We start from the raw sequence: 16,443 nt of genomic DNA, 5'->3' as shown, positions 1-16,443 counted from the left end.
GTCGAATGTGCAGCCTCGCCTTGAGCTCAACACCCTAAACCTCATGGCTATGCCCCGTCCTCAGCCCCTCGCGCACGCGATGGGCGATCTCCAGGAATTCGGGGGTGTCGCGGATGTCGAGCGGGCGCTCGGCCGGCAGCGTTGTATCGATGACATCGGTCACACGGCCGGGGCGCGGCGACATGACCACGATCTTGGTCGAGAGGTAGACCGCTTCGGGGATGGAGTGGGTGACGAAACAGATCGTCTTGTTGGTGCGGGCCCAGAGTTTCAAGAGTTCTTCGTTCAGGTGGTCGCGGACGATCTCGTCGAGCGCGCCGAAGGGCTCGTCCATCAGAAGCAGGTCGGCGTCGAAGGCGAGCGCGCGGGCGATCGAGGCGCGCTGCTGCATGCCGCCGGAAAGCTGCCAGGGGAATTTCTTCTCGAAGCCGGAAAGGCCGACGAGGTCGAGCGCCTCGGCGATGCGCCTTGTCCGGTCGGCGCCGCCGTAACCCATGATTTCCAGCGGCAGAGCGATGTTGTTCTCGATGGTGCGCCAGGGATAGAGCGCCGGCGCCTGGAAGACATAGCCGTAGGCGCGGGCCTTGCGGGCTTCCTCCGGCGTCATGCCGTTGATCGAGATCTGGCCGGACGTACTCTTCTCGAGATCGGCGATAACGCGCAGGAAGGTCGTCTTGCCGCAGCCCGACGGGCCGATGAAGGAAACGAAATCGCCCTTGCGGACGTCGAGGTTGACATCGCTCAGGGCACGCACCGGGCCGTCATTCGCCTGGTAGGTGAGACAGAGATCCTTGGCGGATACGACGGAGGGTGCTTGCATCAATGCGACCAGTCTTGTTTTCCCCGCGCAAGCGCGGTTTGCGTGTTACCATCGCCGCAGGCTCTGGCGGCGGCACAATTCATGGAGGAAGAGAATGGACGCCACATCAAAACCCACCTGCCACATCATTCGACCCAACCATGCCTATGACGGCAAGCAGGGGCTCAGCTATTTCCAAGGCATAGCGGCCGAAACCGTCGGCGCCAAAGGCATCTGCATGCACCTGCTGACGATCCCGCCCGGCGTGCGGGCCAAGGCGCATCTGCATGAAGCGCACGAAACAGCGATCTACGTGCTCTCCGGCGAGGCCCATACCTGGTACGGCGATCGGCTGGAACATCACGTCATTACCCATGCGGGGGAACTGTTCTATATCCCGGCCGGTGTGCCGCACATGCCGGCGAACCTCAGCAGCACGCCCTGCACGGCGGTCATCGCGCGCACCGATCCGCACGAGCAGGAAAGCGTCGTGCTTCTGCCGGAACTCGACGCGTTGGTGCCGGCGTGAGCTCATCAGCATGGAGGCGCCGTCCTCCAGTTGGTAACCGTATCATTACACTCCATCGTCATACGCCGGTTGCCGGAATGCCCGAGCGCTCCACCTTGCGCGGAGAGGTGATCTCCTTCCAGGTCGACAAAGCCTTGCTGACGGCTGTGACCGGTTCGCGCCTGACGAACTCGCCATGGCCCTCACGAGTCTTGATCGTGCTTTCCTCGATCGCCACCACGCCGCGGGTCAGCGTGTAGCGGGGCAGGCCGATCACTTCCTTGCCTTCGAAAACGTTGTAGTCGATCGCCGACTGTTGCGTCTTCGACGAGATAACCTTCGAACGGTTCGGGTCCCACACGACAATGTCCGCATCGGCGCCGACGAGGATCGCGCCCTTTTTCGGATAGATGTTGAGGATCTTGGCGATGTTGGTCGAGGTAACGGCGACGAACTCGTTCATCGTCAGCCGGCCGGTGTTGACGCCATGTGTCCAGAGCATCGGCATGCGGTCTTCGAGGCCGCCTGTGCCATTCGGGATCTTGGTGAAGTCGCCGACGCCGAAACGTTTCTGCGCCGTGGTGAAGGCGCAATGGTCGGTTGCGACCACCTGCAACGAACCGGAGGCAAGCCCGGCCCAGAGCGAGTCCTGATGCTGCTTGCTGCGGAAGGGGGGCGACATGACGCGGCGGGCGGCGTGATCCCAATCCGGATTGGAATATTCGCTTTCGTCGAGCGTGAGGTGCTGGATCAGCGGTTCACCGTAAACGCGCATGCCCTTGGAGCGGGCGCGGCGAATCGCCTCGTGCGCCTGTTCGCAGGAGGTGTGGACGATGTAAACCGGGCAGCCGGCCATGTCTGCAATCATGATGGCGCGGTTGGTGGCCTCGCCTTCAACCTCGGCTGGGCGCGAATAGGCATGCGCCTCGGGGCCGTTATTGCCCTCGGCGAGCAGCTTAGCCGACATCGAGGCGACGACATCGCCGTTTTCGGCGTGCACCAGCGGCAGGGCGCCGAGTTCGGCGCAGCGCTGGAAGGAGGCGAACATCTCGTCGTCATCCACCATCAGCGCGCCTTTGTAGGCCATGAAGTGCTTGAAGGTGTTGATGCCCTTGTCGCGGACGATGGTCTCCATTTCCTTGAAGACCTGTTCGCTCCACCAGGTGACCGCCATATGGAAGGAATAGTCGCAATTGGCGCGGGTCGATTTGTTGTCCCACATCGTCAGCGCTTCGAGCAGCGACTGGCCGGGGGCGGGAAGGGCGAAATCAACGACCATGGTCGTACCGCCGGAAAGGGCCGCCCGCGTGCCGCTCTCGAAATCGTCGGAGGAATAGGTGCCCATGAAGGGCATTTCGAGATGGGTGTGCGGATCGATGCCGCCGGGCATGACATAACATCCGGAGGCATCGAGCGTCTCGTCGCCCGAGAGGTTCGGACCAATCTCGATGATCTTGCCGCCGTCGATCTTGACGTCAGCCTTATAGGTGAGGTCGGCCGTGACGATGGTGCCGTTCTTGATGACTGTGGTCATGATCGTTCCCTCTTCTTTTCTTTGGATTCGCCTGGTGAATAGAAGCTGAGCGTTCCCTTGCTGGCTTCAAGCCGGCCTTCTAATGCTGCCAGTATTGTTTCGAGTGCCGAGCGTCTTTCGCGAGAGACTTCCTGATTCCAGAAGCGCAGGACCGAATAGCCATTCGCATTGAGCCATTCGGTTCGCCATTGATCGGTGACGTTTTCGGCATGCTGGAAGCCATCGACTTCGACGATCAATCGTCTTTCGCGACAGAGGAAATCGACAATGAACGGGCCGAGCGGAACTTGCCTTGCAAATTTATAACCGTTCAAGCGGCGGGCGCGCAGGTCGCCCCAGAGATGGTATTCTTCTTCGGTTTCGTTTTGACGGAGCTGTCGAGCTTGTGCTGTTTTGGCCGGACGATGTTTGCGGATATCCTGTTTGATAACTTTTGTCGCGCCCGGAGCCCCCTCATCCGCCCTTCGGGCACCTTCTCCCCGAGGGGAGAAGGGACAAGCCGCGACGTCCGCCATTCCCTTCTCCCCAGCGGGGAGAAGGTGGCCCGAAGGGTCGGATGAGGGGGCTCCGGGTGCTGCAGCAGACATCACACCACGATCTCCGCCGTCTCGACCACCGCGTGGAACAGTACATCGGCACCAGCCGTCGCCCATTCCTTGGAGATCTCTTCCGCCTCATTGTGGCTAAGCCCGCCGACACAGGGGCACATGACCATGGTGGCGGGGGCGACCTTGGCGGCCCAGCAGGCGTCGTGGCCGGCGCCGGAGATAATGTTCATGTGGCTGTAACCGAGGTGTTCGGCGGCAGAGCGAACGGCCGTGACCAGCTTTTCGTCGAAGGTGACCGGCTCGAAATGGCCGATCGCCTCGATGGAACAGCCGACACCTAGGGCGTCGCAGATCTTCGGCGCTTCCGCCTCAATCTTTGCCCGCATGCGGTCGAGCTTGGCCTTGTCGGGCGAGCGGATGTCGACGGTGAAGACCACCTTGCCCGGCAGGACGTTGCGCGAATTCGGCGAGAAGAACACCTGGCCGACGCCGCCGACGGCGCCCGGCTGTTCGCCCATCGCCACCCCCTGAACCATTTCCAGGATGCGCGACATGGCAAGGCCGGCATTGACGCGCATGTTCATCGGCGTCGAGCCGGTATGGGCTTCCTTGCCGGTCAGCGTGAATTCCAGCCACCACAGGCCCTGACAGTGTGTGACGACGCCGATCTGCTTGTCTTCGGCTTCGAGGATCGGCCCCTGCTCGATGTGATACTCGAAATAGGCGTGCATCTTGCGGGCGCCGACCTCTTCGTCGCCGACCCAGCCGATGCGCTTCAGCTCGTCGCCGAAGAGATTGCCTTCGGGATCCCTGCGGTTATAGGCGAAATCAAGGCTGTGCACGCCGGCGAAGACGCCCGAGGCGAGCATGGCCGGGGCGAAACGCGCGCCTTCCTCGTTCGTCCAGTTGGTGACGACGATCGGGTGCTTGGTCTTGATTCCGAGATCGTTCATCGTGCGCACGACTTCGAGCGCTGAGAGCACGCCGAGTACGCCGTCATATTTGCCGCCGGTCGGCTGGGTGTCGAGGTGCGAGCCGACATAGACGGGCAGGGCATCGGGATCGGTGCCGGGGCGAGTGGCGAACATCGTGCCCATGCGGTCGACGCCCATGGTGAGGCTCGCTTCGTCGCACCATGTCTTGAAAAGGCTGCGGCCCTCGGCATCGGCATCCGTCAGCGTCTGGCGGTTGTTGCCGCCGGCAATGCCGGGGCCGATTTTCGCCATGTCCATGAGACTGTCCCAGAGACGGTCGCCATTGACGCGCATGTTCTCGCCTGGTGCTGCCACCATTCTTCAAGCCCTCACCTGTTTGCGGCAGGCATGCAAGGGCATGCCCGCCTGTTCCCGTGGTCAGTTCCTGCGCCTCTTATTGGTTTTGTTGAGCGCCGCAAAAACGCCAGTTGCCTTTGTTTTGCATCTGGCGGATATTTGACCGATTGGTAAACATTACAACTTCCACCGCCGGGCTCAAGACGAAAATCACGAAAATTGCCGATAAAAATGCGGGCAGTTGCTCAAGAAACAACTGGACCATCTTCGGCCCAAACTTGAGCGAAGAAGTTGAATTTCAAGGGGAAACAATAGCCGATGGCTATTCCGAGAGCAGCGAAGACCTTGAGACGGACCCGAATCCAGGAGGAGAAGGAAGAGCAGATTCTCGAAGCCGCGCTCGACGTTTTCTCGGCCCGTGGATTTCGCGGCTCGACGATCGACCAGATCGCCGAAGTGGCCGGCATGTCGAAACCCAATTTGCTCTATTATTTTCGCACCAAGGAAGCCATGCACCGGGCGCTGATCGACCGGGTGCTCTACACCTGGCTGGAGCCGTTGCGCGCCTTCGATGCCGAAGGCAATCCGGAGGAGGAAATCCGCAGCTACATCAGACGCAAGCTGGAGATGGCGCGCGATTTTCCGCGCGAGAGCCGGCTTTTCGCCAACGAGGTGCTGCAGGGCGCGCCGCATATCGAGGACGAGCTGAAGGGCCCGCTGAAGCAACTCGTCGACGAGAAGGCGGAGGTCATCCGCGCCTGGACGAAATCGGGCAAGATCGCCAAATGCGATCCCTATCACTTGATCTTCGCGATCTGGTCGACGACGCAGCACTATGCCGATTTCGACGTCCAGGTGCGCGCCGTGTTGGGGCAGGAGCATGCCGGGGAAGGACGCTTCGAGGATGCGGCGCGGTTTCTCGAACAGCTCTTTATCGGCGGATTGCGGCCAAATCTTCCGATAACCTGACCATCTTATTTCCTCTTGGGAAGCTCCACCCGGGCGAGGAGATCGGTTATGCCTTCGGTCGTATAGGGTTTCTGCAAGACGGGTGCGCCCGAGTGGCTATTCGCCTGGGCGATCCCTTCGCCGTAACCCGTGGCAAACACGAAGGGAACGCCTGCGGCTGCCAATCGGTCGGCAATCCCGAAACTCGTCTCGTCTCCCAAATTGACATCGAGAAGCGCGAAATCGAAGGACTGGCCGGCGAGGATCTCCATCGCCTCGGCGACGCTCGGCGCCGTGCTCACGTCGGCACCCAGGCGGCGCAGGATGTCCTCTCCATCCATGGCGATGATCAGGTTGTTTTCCACCAGCAGGATCTTCAGACCTGATAGCGGCTCCTGATCATCGGCGGGCGCGGTTTTGCTTGGCGCAACGCCGGCAGTCGTCGCGTTCTGCAACAGGCTGGGGTCGACGGCGTTCACGTAGCGAGCCGGAATCAGGAAATCCGCCTCCAGCCCCTCCTTGATGTAGCGGACTTCGGCCTTGCCGCCGAGGTCGTAGGGAATGGAGCGCCGGATGATCGTCGAACCGAACCCGTGGCGGTTCGGCTCGATGACGGGCGGGCCGTCCTTTTCGCGCCAATCGATGCGCAGATTGCCTTCATTGTCGCGCTCCCAGCTGAGTTCGATCGTGCCGCTGCCGGCGATGGAGAGGCTGCCGTATTTGGCGCTGTTGGTCATCAGCTCATGGAAAACCAGGGCGGCGGTGGAAAAGGCCTGCGGCTCCAGCAGCACGTCTTCGCCCCTCATCCGGAAGCGTTGCGCGTTTTTTCCAAGATAGGCCGCGGTTTCGGCCGATAACAATTGCCGCAGCGAAGCGGGCGCCCAGTGATCCCTGGTGATCTGGTCATGGGCACGGGAGAGCGACTGAATGCGGCCCTCGAGTTGACGGACATAGTCACCGAGGCCGACCGACGTCGTCTGCGACTGCCGGATGATTCCGGTAATGAGGCTCAATATGTTGCGGACGCGGTGGTTGAGTTCGGCGATCAGCAGTTCCTGCCGCTCGTTCGCCATCTGGCGCGCCATGCTGGCCTCGTCGGTCAGGCGCAGCACCACTTCGATCAGCGTGAGGCGGATCGTTTCGGCGACCCGGCGCTCGGCTTCCGTAAAGGGCAGCGAGCGGCCGCGCACCAGTTCCGACCAGGCTTCGAAGCTCTTGCGCGGCGTCAGCCGCGGGCCGTTGGGGCCATATTCCAACGGCTTGTGCGGATCGCCGCCCCAGCGGACGGTGCGCACCAGTTCCTGACGGAAAAGCACGACGTAATCGCGCGGCGAACGCGAGATCGGGATGGCAAGCATGCCTGCCACCACATCGTCGATTTCAAGATCCGGATAGGTTTCGCCAAGCCTGTCGACGGCATAGATGCGCCCGCCGGCGTTGCGGTTGAGATGGCGGATGAGAGCGGAAAAGCCTCGCTCATCCGGCCCGATGCCTGCAAGCGCGAGGCGCCCATTGATCCAGACGCCGATGCCGTCGGCAGGAATGGCGTCGGCGAGCGCCTCGATCAACCAGGCCGGATCGTCGAGCAGGCTGGCATTATCGGCGACGGAGGTGAGAAGACGATCGGCGATGCGACGCGCCTTGGTCTCGTAGTCGAGCGCCAGCCGCCGTTCACGGCTTTCAAGACGCGACGCGAACATCTGGCCGAAGAGTTCGGCAGTCGAGCGGCTTTGCGCCGATGGCAGGCGCGGGCCGTAATGATGGCAGGCAAACAGGCCCCAGAGCTTGCCGTCCACGACGATCGATATGGAAAGCGACGCGCCGACGCCCATGTTTTTCAGATATTCGATATGGATCGGCGAGACCGAACGCAGCACCGACATGGAGAGATCGAGCGGCTGGCCCTGTTCGTCGAGCTGCGGGAGAACCGGCACAGGCACCGCCTCGATATCGGCGATGATGCGGAATAGGTTGCGCAGATAAAGCGCGCGCGCCTGAATTGGAATGTCGGAGGCCGGATAGTGCAGCCCGAGGAACGAGCCGATGCCGCTGCGGGCGGCCTCCGCCACGACCTCGCCGGAACCCCCTTCATCGAAACGATAGACCATCACCCGGTCGAAGCCGGTGAGCGCGCGTGCCTGCCTCGCGCCCTCGCGGAAAAAAGCCTCCAGCGTTTCCGTCTGGTCGAGGCGGGACATCATGCTGCGCATGGAAAGCGACGGAGCGTTGCGCTTTTCTTGCTGGCAGCGTTCGCCTTCGAGGATGACCTGATTTTCGTTGACGTGAACGGCAAGGTCGAAACGCGACTGATCGGGCAGCAGGGCAATGTCGAAAATGCGCTCGACGACATCGGGACCGCGCAGCGTGGTCAGCTTGTTGCGGATCGTGTGCAGCGCCTCCGGCGTGATCAGCGAGGAAATCGGACGGCCGAGCGCATCGGCCTGGGACACGCCTATAAACTCCGCAAGATTGGCGGAGGCCCGCGTGACCATCCAGTCGAGCGATATCGTCAGCAGGAAGCCAAAGGGTTGGATGGCGCCGAGCTGGTGGATCGGCTCACGGTCGCAGTTGGTGAGATCGACGGGTTCGGGTGTGCCGCTCATGGGACGGCTTCCAGTTCGAGCTGCCCGGCTTTGAGGAAAAGATCGAAGAGCGTGCGCGCCGAGGAAACGGCGGCGAAGGGATCGTCGGCCCCGATTGCCTCGAGACGATCCATGAAGATCCTGATGGCACCCTTTGGACCTCGTGGCGTGAGATAGCGGCTGGGCAGGGGATCGGGTACGGATCTCGCGAGCACGGCGCCGCCGAGTTTCGAGCCTTCGAGGACGTAGAGGGCACCCCAGAGCGCCGCTTCATCATGCAATGCCGGCGCCGGAAGGCGCTCGGGCAAACGGTCGCCGAGTTCGCCGATATCGGCAAGCAGCAGCTGCGCTCGCCTTCGTTCCGGCCAGTCGGGCAGCAGCCGAACGACCCCGGCCTCGTCGAGTGCATTTTCCGCCGCCGGTACGACCCGGGCATGCGCGCGCAGGAATGTCCTGTACTGCACGTTGCTGGAGAGGTCGAAAGTGCCGAAGAGCTTATCGACTTCGGCGTGGCAATCTGCTGTTTGTGCGCGGAGCACGCTGCGAAGTGACATGTGGACCGTGTTCTGAGTGATATGGCACGGATGCCGTTTATGCGGGAGCGACGAACTAACGATATATTGCGGCATCTCGGTACTTCCAGACAAACCCACAGAAAAACATGGGCTTCCCGTTTGGCTTGAGCTTCCCGAGAGGCCGCGTCTTTCAGCTCATTATCTCAGGCAGCTCCGCAGCCAGCGTATCGATCGCAAGGCGCACTTTCGGCAGCATCACCGGCGATCTCGGCCAGACGGCATAGGCTTCGAAAATGCTGGACGGCATATCGGTCAGGACCCGCACGAGTTCACCAGACTGGACCCTGTCCCGCACCAGCCAGCAGGTCAGCCAGGCTAGCCCGCGGCCTTCAACCGCAGCGTCCGCTATCGAGGCGAGATCGTCGAGCCGCAGCCGCGATTTCGGCAGAACTTCGCGTGGGGAACCGGCCGCCGCCGGGAAGATCCAGGCCCTGTCATTGTCGCCCCTGCGATAGACGATGCCCTGATGGTGGGCGAGGTCGTCGAGCGTTTGCGGCACGCCATGTTTTTGAAGATAGGCGGGCGAGGCGCAGACCGTCATTGACTGCCGGGCGATCCTCCGCGCCATCAGATCGGGATTGTCCTTCAGCGGGCCGTTGCGGACGGCAAGGTCGAATCCGTCCTCCAGGAGATCGACGACGCGATCGCTGAAGGACAAGTCGAGTTCGAGATCCGGGTGATCGTCCAGCAGGCGGGTGAGGATCGGAGCGGCGCAGTGGCGCCCGAACAGCGCCGGCATCGATACCCTCAGCCTGCCGCGCACCTCGCGCCTGCCCGATTCAAGCTGCGCCTCGCCGATCCGGATTTCCTCGATGGCTCTCAGGCAGCGCTCATAGAAGAAGCGGCCTTCGTCGGTCAGGCTCTGGGTCCGGGTTGTGCGGTTGAAGAGCCGGACGCCGAGCCGCTGCTCGAGCCTTGCAATCGTCTTGCTGACGGCCGAGCGTGTGAGATGAAGCCGTTCGGCGGCAGCTGCGAAACCACCGGCTTCAACCGTCTCGACGAAGATCGAAATGCCCTTCAGCCGCTCCATATTTGTTTCCTCAATGGCACCATTATGGCGATTTAATATCGCAACAGGAGATCATTATTCAACGATATATGTGCTGCTCCTCCAATGGAGAAGGAGCAGGAAGATGCAGACGACAAGGCAGTGGCAAACCGATGCGATCGGGCCGGAGGCCAATCTGACGATCGGTGAAGCCAGAATTCCCGAGGTGTCCGGCGCGATGATCCGGGTGCGGACGCAGGCGGTCTCCCTCAATTTCCGCGACAGGCTGGTGCTCGAAAGCGGCATGGGGCTGCCGTTGCAGTTTCCCTTCGTGCCGGCCTCGGACATGGCAGGCATGGTCGAGGCCGTCGGGCCAGATGTTACCCGCTTCAAACCCGGCGATCTCGTTATCTCCACCTTTTCCCCGGACTGGATCGACGGCCGCGGCCCCGGTACGGCGCGTGATCTACCTTACCAGACGCGCGGCGGTTTCTATCCGGGCGTGCTGTCCGAATACACGGTGCTTTCCGAGGAGTGGTTTACCCTTGCACCGAAAACGCTCGATGCCGCCGAAGCGAGCACGCTGCCCTGCGCCGGGTTGACGGCATGGTTCGCGCTGATCGAATGCGGCAAGCTGAAGGCCGGCGATAAGGTGCTGGTGCAGGGAACCGGCGGCGTCGCGCTCTTCGGCCTGCAGATCGCCAAGGCACAGGGCGCCGAGGTCTTCGTCACGTCGGGCAGCAGCGAAAAGCTCGACCGGGCGCAGGCGCTCGGCGCCGATCATCTGATCAACCGGCATGAGGGCGACTGGGTGGAGCAGCTCCATCGCCTGACCGGCGACTATGGCGTCGACCACGTGCTCGAAATCGTCGGCGGACCGCATCTCGGCCAGGCGCTGAAGGCCGTGGCGGTCAACGGCCGGATTTCGGTGATCGGTGTTTTCGAGGGCTTCGAGGTTTCGGCGCCGGCGGCGCCGCTGCTTCTCAAGGCACCTGTCGTGCAGGGGATTGCGGTCGGTCATCGGCGGGCGCTGGAAGATCTGGTGCGGGCGGTCGACCAGACCGGGTTGAAGCCGGTCATCGACCGGCGGTATGCCTTCGCGGAACTGCCGCAGGCGCTCGATCATCTCTATCGAGGTCCGTTCGGCAAGGTCGTCATCGAATTTTGAGACAGGCGCTCCCTCCCATTATGGAAGGGAGCGTTCTTTCATTCGGCGGCGATGGCCTTGCGTTCGAACTCGAAACCCTCGTCGGCCCAGCCGGTCACACCGCCGATCATCAGCTTGGCCTGGAGGCCAAGCTTGGCGAGGCGGAAAGCGGCCTTGTCGGCGCCGTTGCAATGCGGACCGGCGCAATAGACGACGAAGAGCGTGTCGCTGGCCCATTCCGACATGCGATGCGCGGTCATCTTGCCATGGGGCAGGTTGATCGCGCCCGGCACGTGGGATTGCGCAAACAGCGCCGGCGAGCGCACGTCGAGAAGGACGAAATCGACCTTGCCGGCGGCAAAGGCTGCGCGGACATCCGAACAATCGGTTTCGAAGGCGAGCTTGGCAGCGTAATGGGCGGCGGCGATATCGGGTTCGGCGGCTGACATTTCGGAGACGGCGCTGGGCATCGGTCTTTCCTATCGTGTTGGATTGCCGCCTGGTATCGCCGATGTTAGAGATTTGCGAAATTGGCCATCATGACTGACAGCGTAAAGATCATGCCAAACGCATCTCTGCAGACGAAGGGACCACTGGTCGCAGTTCTTGCCTATGACGGGCTCTGCACCTTCGAATTCGGCATTGCCTACGAGGTCTTCGGGCTGCCGCGTCCGGAGATGGGCGAGGGCTGGTATCGCTTCTCGGTCTGCGGCATCGAGCCGGGGCCGCTTCGCGCCGCCGGCGGATTGACGGTCGCGGTCGACAACGGGCTGGAGGTGCTCGACGAGGCGGAACTGATCGTCGTGCCCGGCTGGCGGTCGATCGATGCGCCTGTGCCGGAACCGCTCGCCGCCGCGTTAAGGGCGGCGCATCGGCGCGGCGCGCGCATCATGTCGTTCTGCTCCGGCGTTGCCGTCCTTGCAGGCTCCGGCCTGCTCGCCAACCGCAGGGCGACGACGCATTGGCGCTATGTCGCCTCGATCGCGGCACGTTATCCCGACATCACGCTCGATGCCGACGTTCTCTACATCGACGAGGGCAGCCTGCTGACGGCGGCCGGCAGCGCTGCCGGCATCGATCTATGCCTACATGTCGTGCGCAGCGATTTCGGCTCGGAGGCCGCCAATAGTGTCGCCCGCCGCCTCGTCGTGCCGCCGCACCGAGAAGGGGGACAGGCGCAGTTCATCAGCGTGCCGGTTCCGCAGGAACGCGAAGGTATTCGCCTGGGCCCGCTGATCGAATGGATGCGTCAAAGCCTTGCCGAGGAGCAGCCGATCAGCTTGCTCGCCGAGAGGGCCGGCATGAGCATGCGCACCTTCCAGCGCCGCTTCGAAGCGACGACCGGTCTCAGCGTCGGCGAATGGCTGCTGAAGGAGCGGCTGCGCCACGCCCGCGACCTTCTCGAAAGAGAGCTTGCCGTATCGCTCGACGACATCGCGATATCAAGCGGCTTCGGCACGCTGGCGACGATGCGGCATCACTTCCGCAAGCGGCTGGGCACGAGTCCGCATGCCTATCGGAAGTCATTCGGCGGTTAGCGCCTGACGGTGCCACTTGCTTCACTTACACTCTATGGCAAACGTCTCGTACGGCTTGAGCTCAACCGTTTCCCCGATCATGTGCACCGGTTCATAATTCAGATAAGGCATTCTCCCATGATGGCGAGCTCCGTCGGTAAACTCAACGCAATATTCCTAGGGGTGAAGTTGGCAACCACTATGATCCAGCTCCTGTCGAGCGCGCGGGTATAAACGAAGACATCGGGGTGCTGGTCGAGCCAGGACCGGTACTCCCCATAGACGATGACAGGGTGGGTTTTCCGGAGAGCGATCAGCTTGCGATAATGGTTCCAGATCGACCTCTCGTCCTTGATGGCCGCTTCGGCGTTGACCTTCGGGTAATTAGGATTGACCTCGATCCAGGGCACGCCGGCAGAGAAACCGCCGTAGGGGGCAGCACTCCATTGCATCGGTGTGCGGGCGTTGTCGCGGCCGTTCTCGTTTGCTCCGCGGATGAATTCCTCCGGTGAAAGCCCGGCCTCCACGTGGAGCCTGTGCATGTTGATGGTTTCGATATCCCGATACTGTGAGATCGAGGTGAAAGGGACGTTGGTCATTCCGATCTGGGGATGCTTGCGGGTTCCACCGGGCCAATCCTTCCTTCCGCATCCCGCACGTCGGCAGACCAGCCGACCCGAGGAACCCCCTCCTCTCGAAACCGTTAGGAGGTGTGGCAACAGAGATTATCGGGAGACCATTGCGGTGCCGAACCGTAGCAGCAGCTGGTATGAGGAGGCAGTGATCTACAGTGTCGATGTCGAGAAATTCGCCGATGGCAATGATCACGGAATTGGCGACTTCATCGGACTGACCGAAAAGGTGCCATACCTTTCAGAACTGGGGATCACCTGCATCTGGCTCCTGCCGTTTTACCGCAGCCCTGACCGTGACAACGGTTATGACGTCAGCGACTTTTATTCGATCAACCCGAAGGTCGGAACGCTTGATGACTTTCTGACATTTCTGCACAGCGCGGGTGAGCATGGCATTCGGGTAATCGTCGATCTCGTCGTCAATCACACATCCGATCAGCATCCCTGGTTCCAGGCCGCCAGGCGGGACGACGAGACGCGCTACCGCGGTTACTATGTCTGGAGCGCCGATCCCCCACCTGTCGCTCCAGGAGCCAAATCGATTTTTCCGGGCGAAGTGGAAAGCCTTTGGACCTATGATCAGGTGGCGCGAGCCTCTTATTTCCATAGTTTCTACGAGTTTCAACCCGAATTGAACGCTGCTAACCCGCAGGTCCGGGAAGAGATGTTGCGCATTGTCGACTACTGGACTGCGTTCGGCGTCAGCGGGTTCAGGCTCGACGCTGCTCCGCTCATCATCGCCGATAAAGGACTCGAGCATGCCAATCCCCGTGATCCGCATGGCATCCTCAGGCAGATCGGCAGCTATCTGCAAAGCAGGCGGCCGGGCGGTGTGCTCGTCGGCGAAGTCAATCTTCCACCGGAGGCTTCCGACGCGTTTTTCGGGGAAGGGGAGCAACTCCAGCTTCTGCTCAACTTCATGCTCGCTTGCTATCTCTTCGCGAGGTTCGCCCGGGAAGATGCGTCCTCGATCAACCACGGACTGAGCCTGCTCCCGGAACCACCGCCCGGCTGCGGCTGGGTCAATTTCCTGCGCAACCTCGACGAGCTCGATTTTTCTCGAGTTTCCGCGGAATTGAAAAAGAACGTATTCGACGCCTTCGCGCCGAAGGAAGAGATGCAGGCATTCGGACGCGGTATCCGCCGTCGCGTTGCGCCCATGTTGAGCGGCGACCAGCGACGAATCGAACTTGCCTTCAGCATCATCTTCTCGCTGAGCGGGCCGCCGCTTATCGTCTACGGCGATGAGATCGGCATCGGCGAGGACCTGTCCCAGTCCGGACGCAATACGGTGAGGGTACCGATGCAATGGTCGGCGGAGAAGAATGCCGGCTTCTCCGGTGCCAATGCCGGAAAACTGTGTCAACCGATCGTCGCCGATGGCCCGTTTTCCTTCAAGAGGGTCAATGTTGCCGACCAATCGAAGGATCCGGATTCCCTATTGAACGGCATCAGGCGCTTTATCTCTCTTCGCAGGAACCAGCCGATCTTCACAAAGGGGCGGATGGTGAGGGTAAGCGCCGCGGATCCGGCCGTTTTGGTCCACGGTTTTGAAGACGCTGGGGCGCTTCTGTTGCTCGTCCATAACCTCGCGGGCCGGCCTATCGAGACGGAGATAAATTTTGCCGGCATGCAGCCCAGGAGGTTTCGAGATCTGATCGGCGATGTTGAGTACGAAGGTATCACCCAGACGCGCCTGGAGCTCGAGCCCTATGCCTACCACTGGTTTATTTCCGAAGGTAACGGATCATGACGCTCATCGGCTATCACGCGTCCCATGAACAATTTTCGCCAAGTGAGCTCATTGGATATGTGCAAGCGGCGGAGGCTGCAGGTTTCGACGCCGTGATGTCGTCCGATCACCTGACGCCATGGAGCGAGCGGCAGGGGCAGTCGGGCTTTGCTTGGGCCTGGTTAGGAGCGGCGCTCCAAGCCACGCGGGCTATTCCGTTCGGTATCATCACCATCCCTATGGGCTGGCGTTATCACCCGGCAATTACCGCGCAGGCTGGCGCGACGATCGCAGAGATGTTTTCGGAACGGTTGCCGTGGATCGCGGTCGGTAGCGGGCAAGCCATGAATGAACACGTCATCGGTGAACGCTGGCCTTCCAAGTCGGAAAGAAACGAACGGCTACTCGCGGCCGTCGAGATCATCCGCGACTTGTGGTCGGGCAAGCTTGTCAGCCGGGCAGGGCCTATCAAAGTCGATCAGGCCCGCATCCACACTCTTCCCGACGAAATTCCTCGCATTGTTGCCGGCGCTCTTTCGCCGGAAACGGCTGAGTGGGCGGGAGGCTGGGCGGATGCGCTTATCACCATCAATCAACCGCCCGACAAGCTCCGCAAAATCGTCGATGCCTTCCGGCGCGGCGGCGGGGAGGAAAAGCCGCTCTACCTGCAGACACATGTTTCATACGCCGGCTCCGATGAGGACGCCAGGGCAAACGCCTTCGAGCAGTGGCGGAGCAACGCAATTTCGGCCGCAATCTCGGAAACGCTTCGGTTGCCGGAAGAATTCGATGAGGCGTGTCTGAAGGTGCGGCCGGAAGACCTGGATGAACATGTGCGCATCTCGGCTGATCCGCAACAGCATGTCGAGTGGCTGGAAGCTGACGTCGCGATGGGATTCGAAGAGATCTACATTCATAATGTCGGGCGCAATCAGTGCGAATTCATCGAAGTCTACGGACGCGAGGTCCTGCCCGTTTTCAGGGCCGGCGCGACAGCTGCTGCATCCGATCCCTCGATCCGGGTAAACCTGAAGGGCAGGCCAGGAACCAGCTGATCGGACTTCATTGCGGCTGACGCACCAGTTGCCTGCCAAAGGAGGTATTATGTTCAAGAAATACGCCTACGCCTGGATCACAGTCGGCTTCTTTCTATTTTCGCTCGCCGGCCATTGGTTGTTTGGCTGGTTTGCTTTTGTCGGCGAGCAACAGAGCCACGGTCAAGCCCCTGATATCAATGCCTACCTCATGGAGATGAGCCGAGACACCTTTGAAAATTGGCAGTCCGAATTCTTGCAGTTGCTCTGGCAGGTCGTGGGTCTTGCCTACTTTCTCTATATCGGATCTCCTTCTTCGAAGGAAAACGATGACCGCACCGAAGCGAAACTGGACGCTCTGATCAGATTGAATGGCGGAGAGAAGGCTGAAGCGATCATCGCCGAGATCGACAAACACTTCATGAGAACCGGTGGACATGCGGGTCCATACGCCCACGAGCTGGAGACGCAAAGAGGCCCGAAACGGATCGGCGACGCCACCTAGGCCGGCGCAGGCGGATCACGGAGGTGCCGGTCGTTTGCATCCCGCAGCCGGTCGGAGCCAGTCGAGGCGCCCGAAGCAGCCACGTAAAAAAGGAGAGTGGCCACGCTTCTTTCCAGCTTG

16 protein-coding genes are annotated in these 16,443 nt (G+C 61.4%); 7 read left to right on the top strand and 9 right to left on the bottom strand.

The annotated features are described in order from the left end of the window. Window positions 1–34: 34 nt before the first annotated feature. Entirely contained in the window at window positions 35–820 is a 786-nt protein-coding gene (locus J0663_RS04200) for an ABC transporter ATP-binding protein (RefSeq protein ID WP_207243198.1), read from the bottom strand. A 94-nt stretch (window positions 821–914) separates the two neighbouring features. On the opposite strand from J0663_RS04200, the gene J0663_RS04195 reads away from it, so the two are divergent. Continuing rightward, the gene (locus tag J0663_RS04195; RefSeq protein WP_207243197.1) at window positions 915–1,328 is read left to right on the top strand and encodes a cupin domain-containing protein; all 414 of its coding nucleotides are present in this window, start codon (window positions 915–917) and stop codon (window positions 1,326–1,328) included. A 58-nt stretch (window positions 1,329–1,386) separates the two neighbouring features. Here the strand turns inward: J0663_RS04195 and hydA are convergent, their stop codons facing one another. From hydA to J0663_RS04180, 3 genes are read right to left on the bottom strand one after another with little or no spacing between them, the layout of a single operon-like run. Then, on the bottom strand, window positions 1,387–2,841 hold the full coding sequence (gene hydA, locus J0663_RS04190) for a dihydropyrimidinase (RefSeq protein ID WP_207243196.1): 1,455 nt from the start codon (window positions 2,839–2,841) through the stop codon (window positions 1,387–1,389). Beyond that, window positions 2,838–3,428, bottom strand: coding sequence for an endonuclease domain-containing protein (locus J0663_RS04185; RefSeq protein WP_207243195.1), 591 nt, complete (start codon window positions 3,426–3,428; stop codon window positions 2,838–2,840). The genes hydA and J0663_RS04185 overlap by 4 nt, the downstream gene beginning before the upstream one ends. Beyond that, window positions 3,428–4,681, bottom strand: coding sequence for a Zn-dependent hydrolase (locus J0663_RS04180; protein ID WP_207243194.1), 1,254 nt, complete (start codon window positions 4,679–4,681; stop codon window positions 3,428–3,430). The genes J0663_RS04185 and J0663_RS04180 overlap by 1 nt, the downstream gene beginning before the upstream one ends. A 297-nt stretch (window positions 4,682–4,978) precedes the next feature. On the opposite strand from J0663_RS04180, the gene J0663_RS04175 reads away from it, so the two are divergent. Beyond that, entirely contained in the window at window positions 4,979–5,629 is a 651-nt protein-coding gene (locus tag J0663_RS04175; protein ID WP_207243193.1) for a TetR family transcriptional regulator C-terminal domain-containing protein, read from the top strand. Window positions 5,630–5,634: 5 nt separating this feature from the next. Here J0663_RS04175 and J0663_RS04170 read toward each other — a convergent pair whose 3' ends face one another. The 3 genes from J0663_RS04170 to J0663_RS04160 all read right to left on the bottom strand — a co-directional run bounded on the left by J0663_RS04170 (window position 5,635) and on the right by J0663_RS04160 (window position 9,795). Beyond that, window positions 5,635–8,211: an HWE histidine kinase domain-containing protein gene (locus tag J0663_RS04170; protein WP_207243192.1), complete on the bottom strand. Its 2,577-nt coding sequence runs from the start codon at window positions 8,209–8,211 to the stop codon at window positions 5,635–5,637. Further along, window positions 8,208–8,744: a biliverdin-producing heme oxygenase gene (locus J0663_RS04165; protein WP_207243191.1), complete on the bottom strand. Its 537-nt coding sequence runs from the start codon at window positions 8,742–8,744 to the stop codon at window positions 8,208–8,210. The genes J0663_RS04170 and J0663_RS04165 overlap by 4 nt, the downstream gene beginning before the upstream one ends. Before the next feature lie 151 nt (window positions 8,745–8,895). Continuing rightward, window positions 8,896–9,795: a LysR family transcriptional regulator gene (locus J0663_RS04160; protein WP_207243190.1), complete on the bottom strand. Its 900-nt coding sequence runs from the start codon at window positions 9,793–9,795 to the stop codon at window positions 8,896–8,898. A gap of 103 nt (window positions 9,796–9,898) precedes the next feature. Here J0663_RS04160 and J0663_RS04155 point away from each other — a divergent pair, with 103 nt between their 5' ends. Next, on the top strand, window positions 9,899–10,921 hold the full coding sequence (locus tag J0663_RS04155) for a zinc-dependent alcohol dehydrogenase family protein (RefSeq protein ID WP_207243189.1): 1,023 nt from the start codon (window positions 9,899–9,901) through the stop codon (window positions 10,919–10,921). A gap of 38 nt (window positions 10,922–10,959) precedes the next feature. Here the strand turns inward: J0663_RS04155 and J0663_RS04150 are convergent, their stop codons facing one another. Beyond that, window positions 10,960–11,370: a rhodanese-like domain-containing protein gene (locus tag J0663_RS04150; protein WP_207243188.1), complete on the bottom strand. Its 411-nt coding sequence runs from the start codon at window positions 11,368–11,370 to the stop codon at window positions 10,960–10,962. Window positions 11,371–11,439: 69 nt separating this feature from the next. Between J0663_RS04150 and ftrA the strand changes: the two genes are divergently transcribed. Beyond that, window positions 11,440–12,438, top strand: coding sequence for a transcriptional regulator FtrA (gene ftrA / locus J0663_RS04145; RefSeq protein ID WP_207243187.1), 999 nt, complete (start codon window positions 11,440–11,442; stop codon window positions 12,436–12,438). Window positions 12,439–12,536: 98 nt separating this feature from the next. Here ftrA and J0663_RS04140 read toward each other — a convergent pair whose 3' ends face one another. Further along, complete coding sequence (locus tag J0663_RS04140) at window positions 12,537–13,016, bottom strand: alpha-amylase family glycosyl hydrolase (RefSeq protein WP_246590369.1); 480 nt, start codon at window positions 13,014–13,016, stop codon at window positions 12,537–12,539. Between the two features lie 181 nt (window positions 13,017–13,197). Here J0663_RS04140 and J0663_RS04135 point away from each other — a divergent pair, with 181 nt between their 5' ends. From J0663_RS04135 to J0663_RS04125, 3 genes are read left to right on the top strand one after another with little or no spacing between them, the layout of a single operon-like run. Beyond that, window positions 13,198–14,805 carry an alpha-amylase family protein gene (locus tag J0663_RS04135; RefSeq protein WP_246590368.1) on the top strand — a complete coding sequence of 536 codons (1,608 nt, stop codon included), beginning with the start codon at window positions 13,198–13,200 and terminating at the stop codon, window positions 14,803–14,805. After that, window positions 14,802–15,839, top strand: coding sequence for a TIGR03885 family FMN-dependent LLM class oxidoreductase (locus tag J0663_RS04130; RefSeq protein ID WP_207243185.1), 1,038 nt, complete (start codon window positions 14,802–14,804; stop codon window positions 15,837–15,839). Before J0663_RS04135 ends, J0663_RS04130 begins: the two co-directional genes overlap by 4 nt. A 49-nt stretch (window positions 15,840–15,888) precedes the next feature. Further along, entirely contained in the window at window positions 15,889–16,323 is a 435-nt protein-coding gene (locus J0663_RS04125) for a DUF6766 family protein (protein WP_207243184.1), read from the top strand. Window positions 16,324–16,443: the final 120 nt, after the last annotated feature.

The sequence above is a fragment of the Rhizobium lentis genome, assembly GCF_017352135.1.
GTDB classification, from domain to species: Bacteria; Pseudomonadota; Alphaproteobacteria; order Rhizobiales; family Rhizobiaceae; genus Rhizobium; species Rhizobium lentis.
Note: the sequence above shows the minus strand (reverse complement) of the source record. Positions and strands in the feature narration are given on the sequence as shown.

What these genes read in the sequence shown, in the direction of transcription:
- J0663_RS04200 (WP_207243198.1), bottom strand. Translation starts at nt 820, where the DNA reads ATGCAAGCACCCTCCGTCGTATCCGCCAAGGATCTCTGTCTCACCTAC.
- J0663_RS04195 (WP_207243197.1), top strand. Translation starts at nt 915, where the DNA reads ATGGACGCCACATCAAAACCCACCTGCCACATCATTCGACCCAACCAT.
- hydA (WP_207243196.1), bottom strand. Translation starts at nt 2,841, where the DNA reads ATGACCACAGTCATCAAGAACGGCACCATCGTCACGGCCGACCTCACC.
- J0663_RS04185 (WP_207243195.1), bottom strand. Translation starts at nt 3,428, where the DNA reads ATGTCTGCTGCAGCACCCGGAGCCCCCTCATCCGACCCTTCGGGCCAC.
- J0663_RS04180 (WP_207243194.1), bottom strand. Translation starts at nt 4,681, where the DNA reads ATGGTGGCAGCACCAGGCGAGAACATGCGCGTCAATGGCGACCGTCTC.
- J0663_RS04175 (WP_207243193.1), top strand. Translation starts at nt 4,979, where the DNA reads ATGGCTATTCCGAGAGCAGCGAAGACCTTGAGACGGACCCGAATCCAG.
- J0663_RS04170 (WP_207243192.1), bottom strand. Translation starts at nt 8,211, where the DNA reads ATGAGCGGCACACCCGAACCCGTCGATCTCACCAACTGCGACCGTGAG.
- J0663_RS04165 (WP_207243191.1), bottom strand. Translation starts at nt 8,744, where the DNA reads ATGTCACTTCGCAGCGTGCTCCGCGCACAAACAGCAGATTGCCACGCC.
- J0663_RS04160 (WP_207243190.1), bottom strand. Translation starts at nt 9,795, where the DNA reads ATGGAGCGGCTGAAGGGCATTTCGATCTTCGTCGAGACGGTTGAAGCC.
- J0663_RS04155 (WP_207243189.1), top strand. Translation starts at nt 9,899, where the DNA reads ATGCAGACGACAAGGCAGTGGCAAACCGATGCGATCGGGCCGGAGGCC.
- J0663_RS04150 (WP_207243188.1), bottom strand. Translation starts at nt 11,370, where the DNA reads ATGCCCAGCGCCGTCTCCGAAATGTCAGCCGCCGAACCCGATATCGCC.
- ftrA (WP_207243187.1), top strand. Translation starts at nt 11,440, where the DNA reads ATGACTGACAGCGTAAAGATCATGCCAAACGCATCTCTGCAGACGAAG.
- J0663_RS04140 (WP_246590369.1), bottom strand. Translation starts at nt 13,016, where the DNA reads ATGACCAACGTCCCTTTCACCTCGATCTCACAGTATCGGGATATCGAA.
- J0663_RS04130 (WP_207243185.1), top strand. Translation starts at nt 14,802, where the DNA reads ATGACGCTCATCGGCTATCACGCGTCCCATGAACAATTTTCGCCAAGT.
- J0663_RS04125 (WP_207243184.1), top strand. Translation starts at nt 15,889, where the DNA reads ATGTTCAAGAAATACGCCTACGCCTGGATCACAGTCGGCTTCTTTCTA.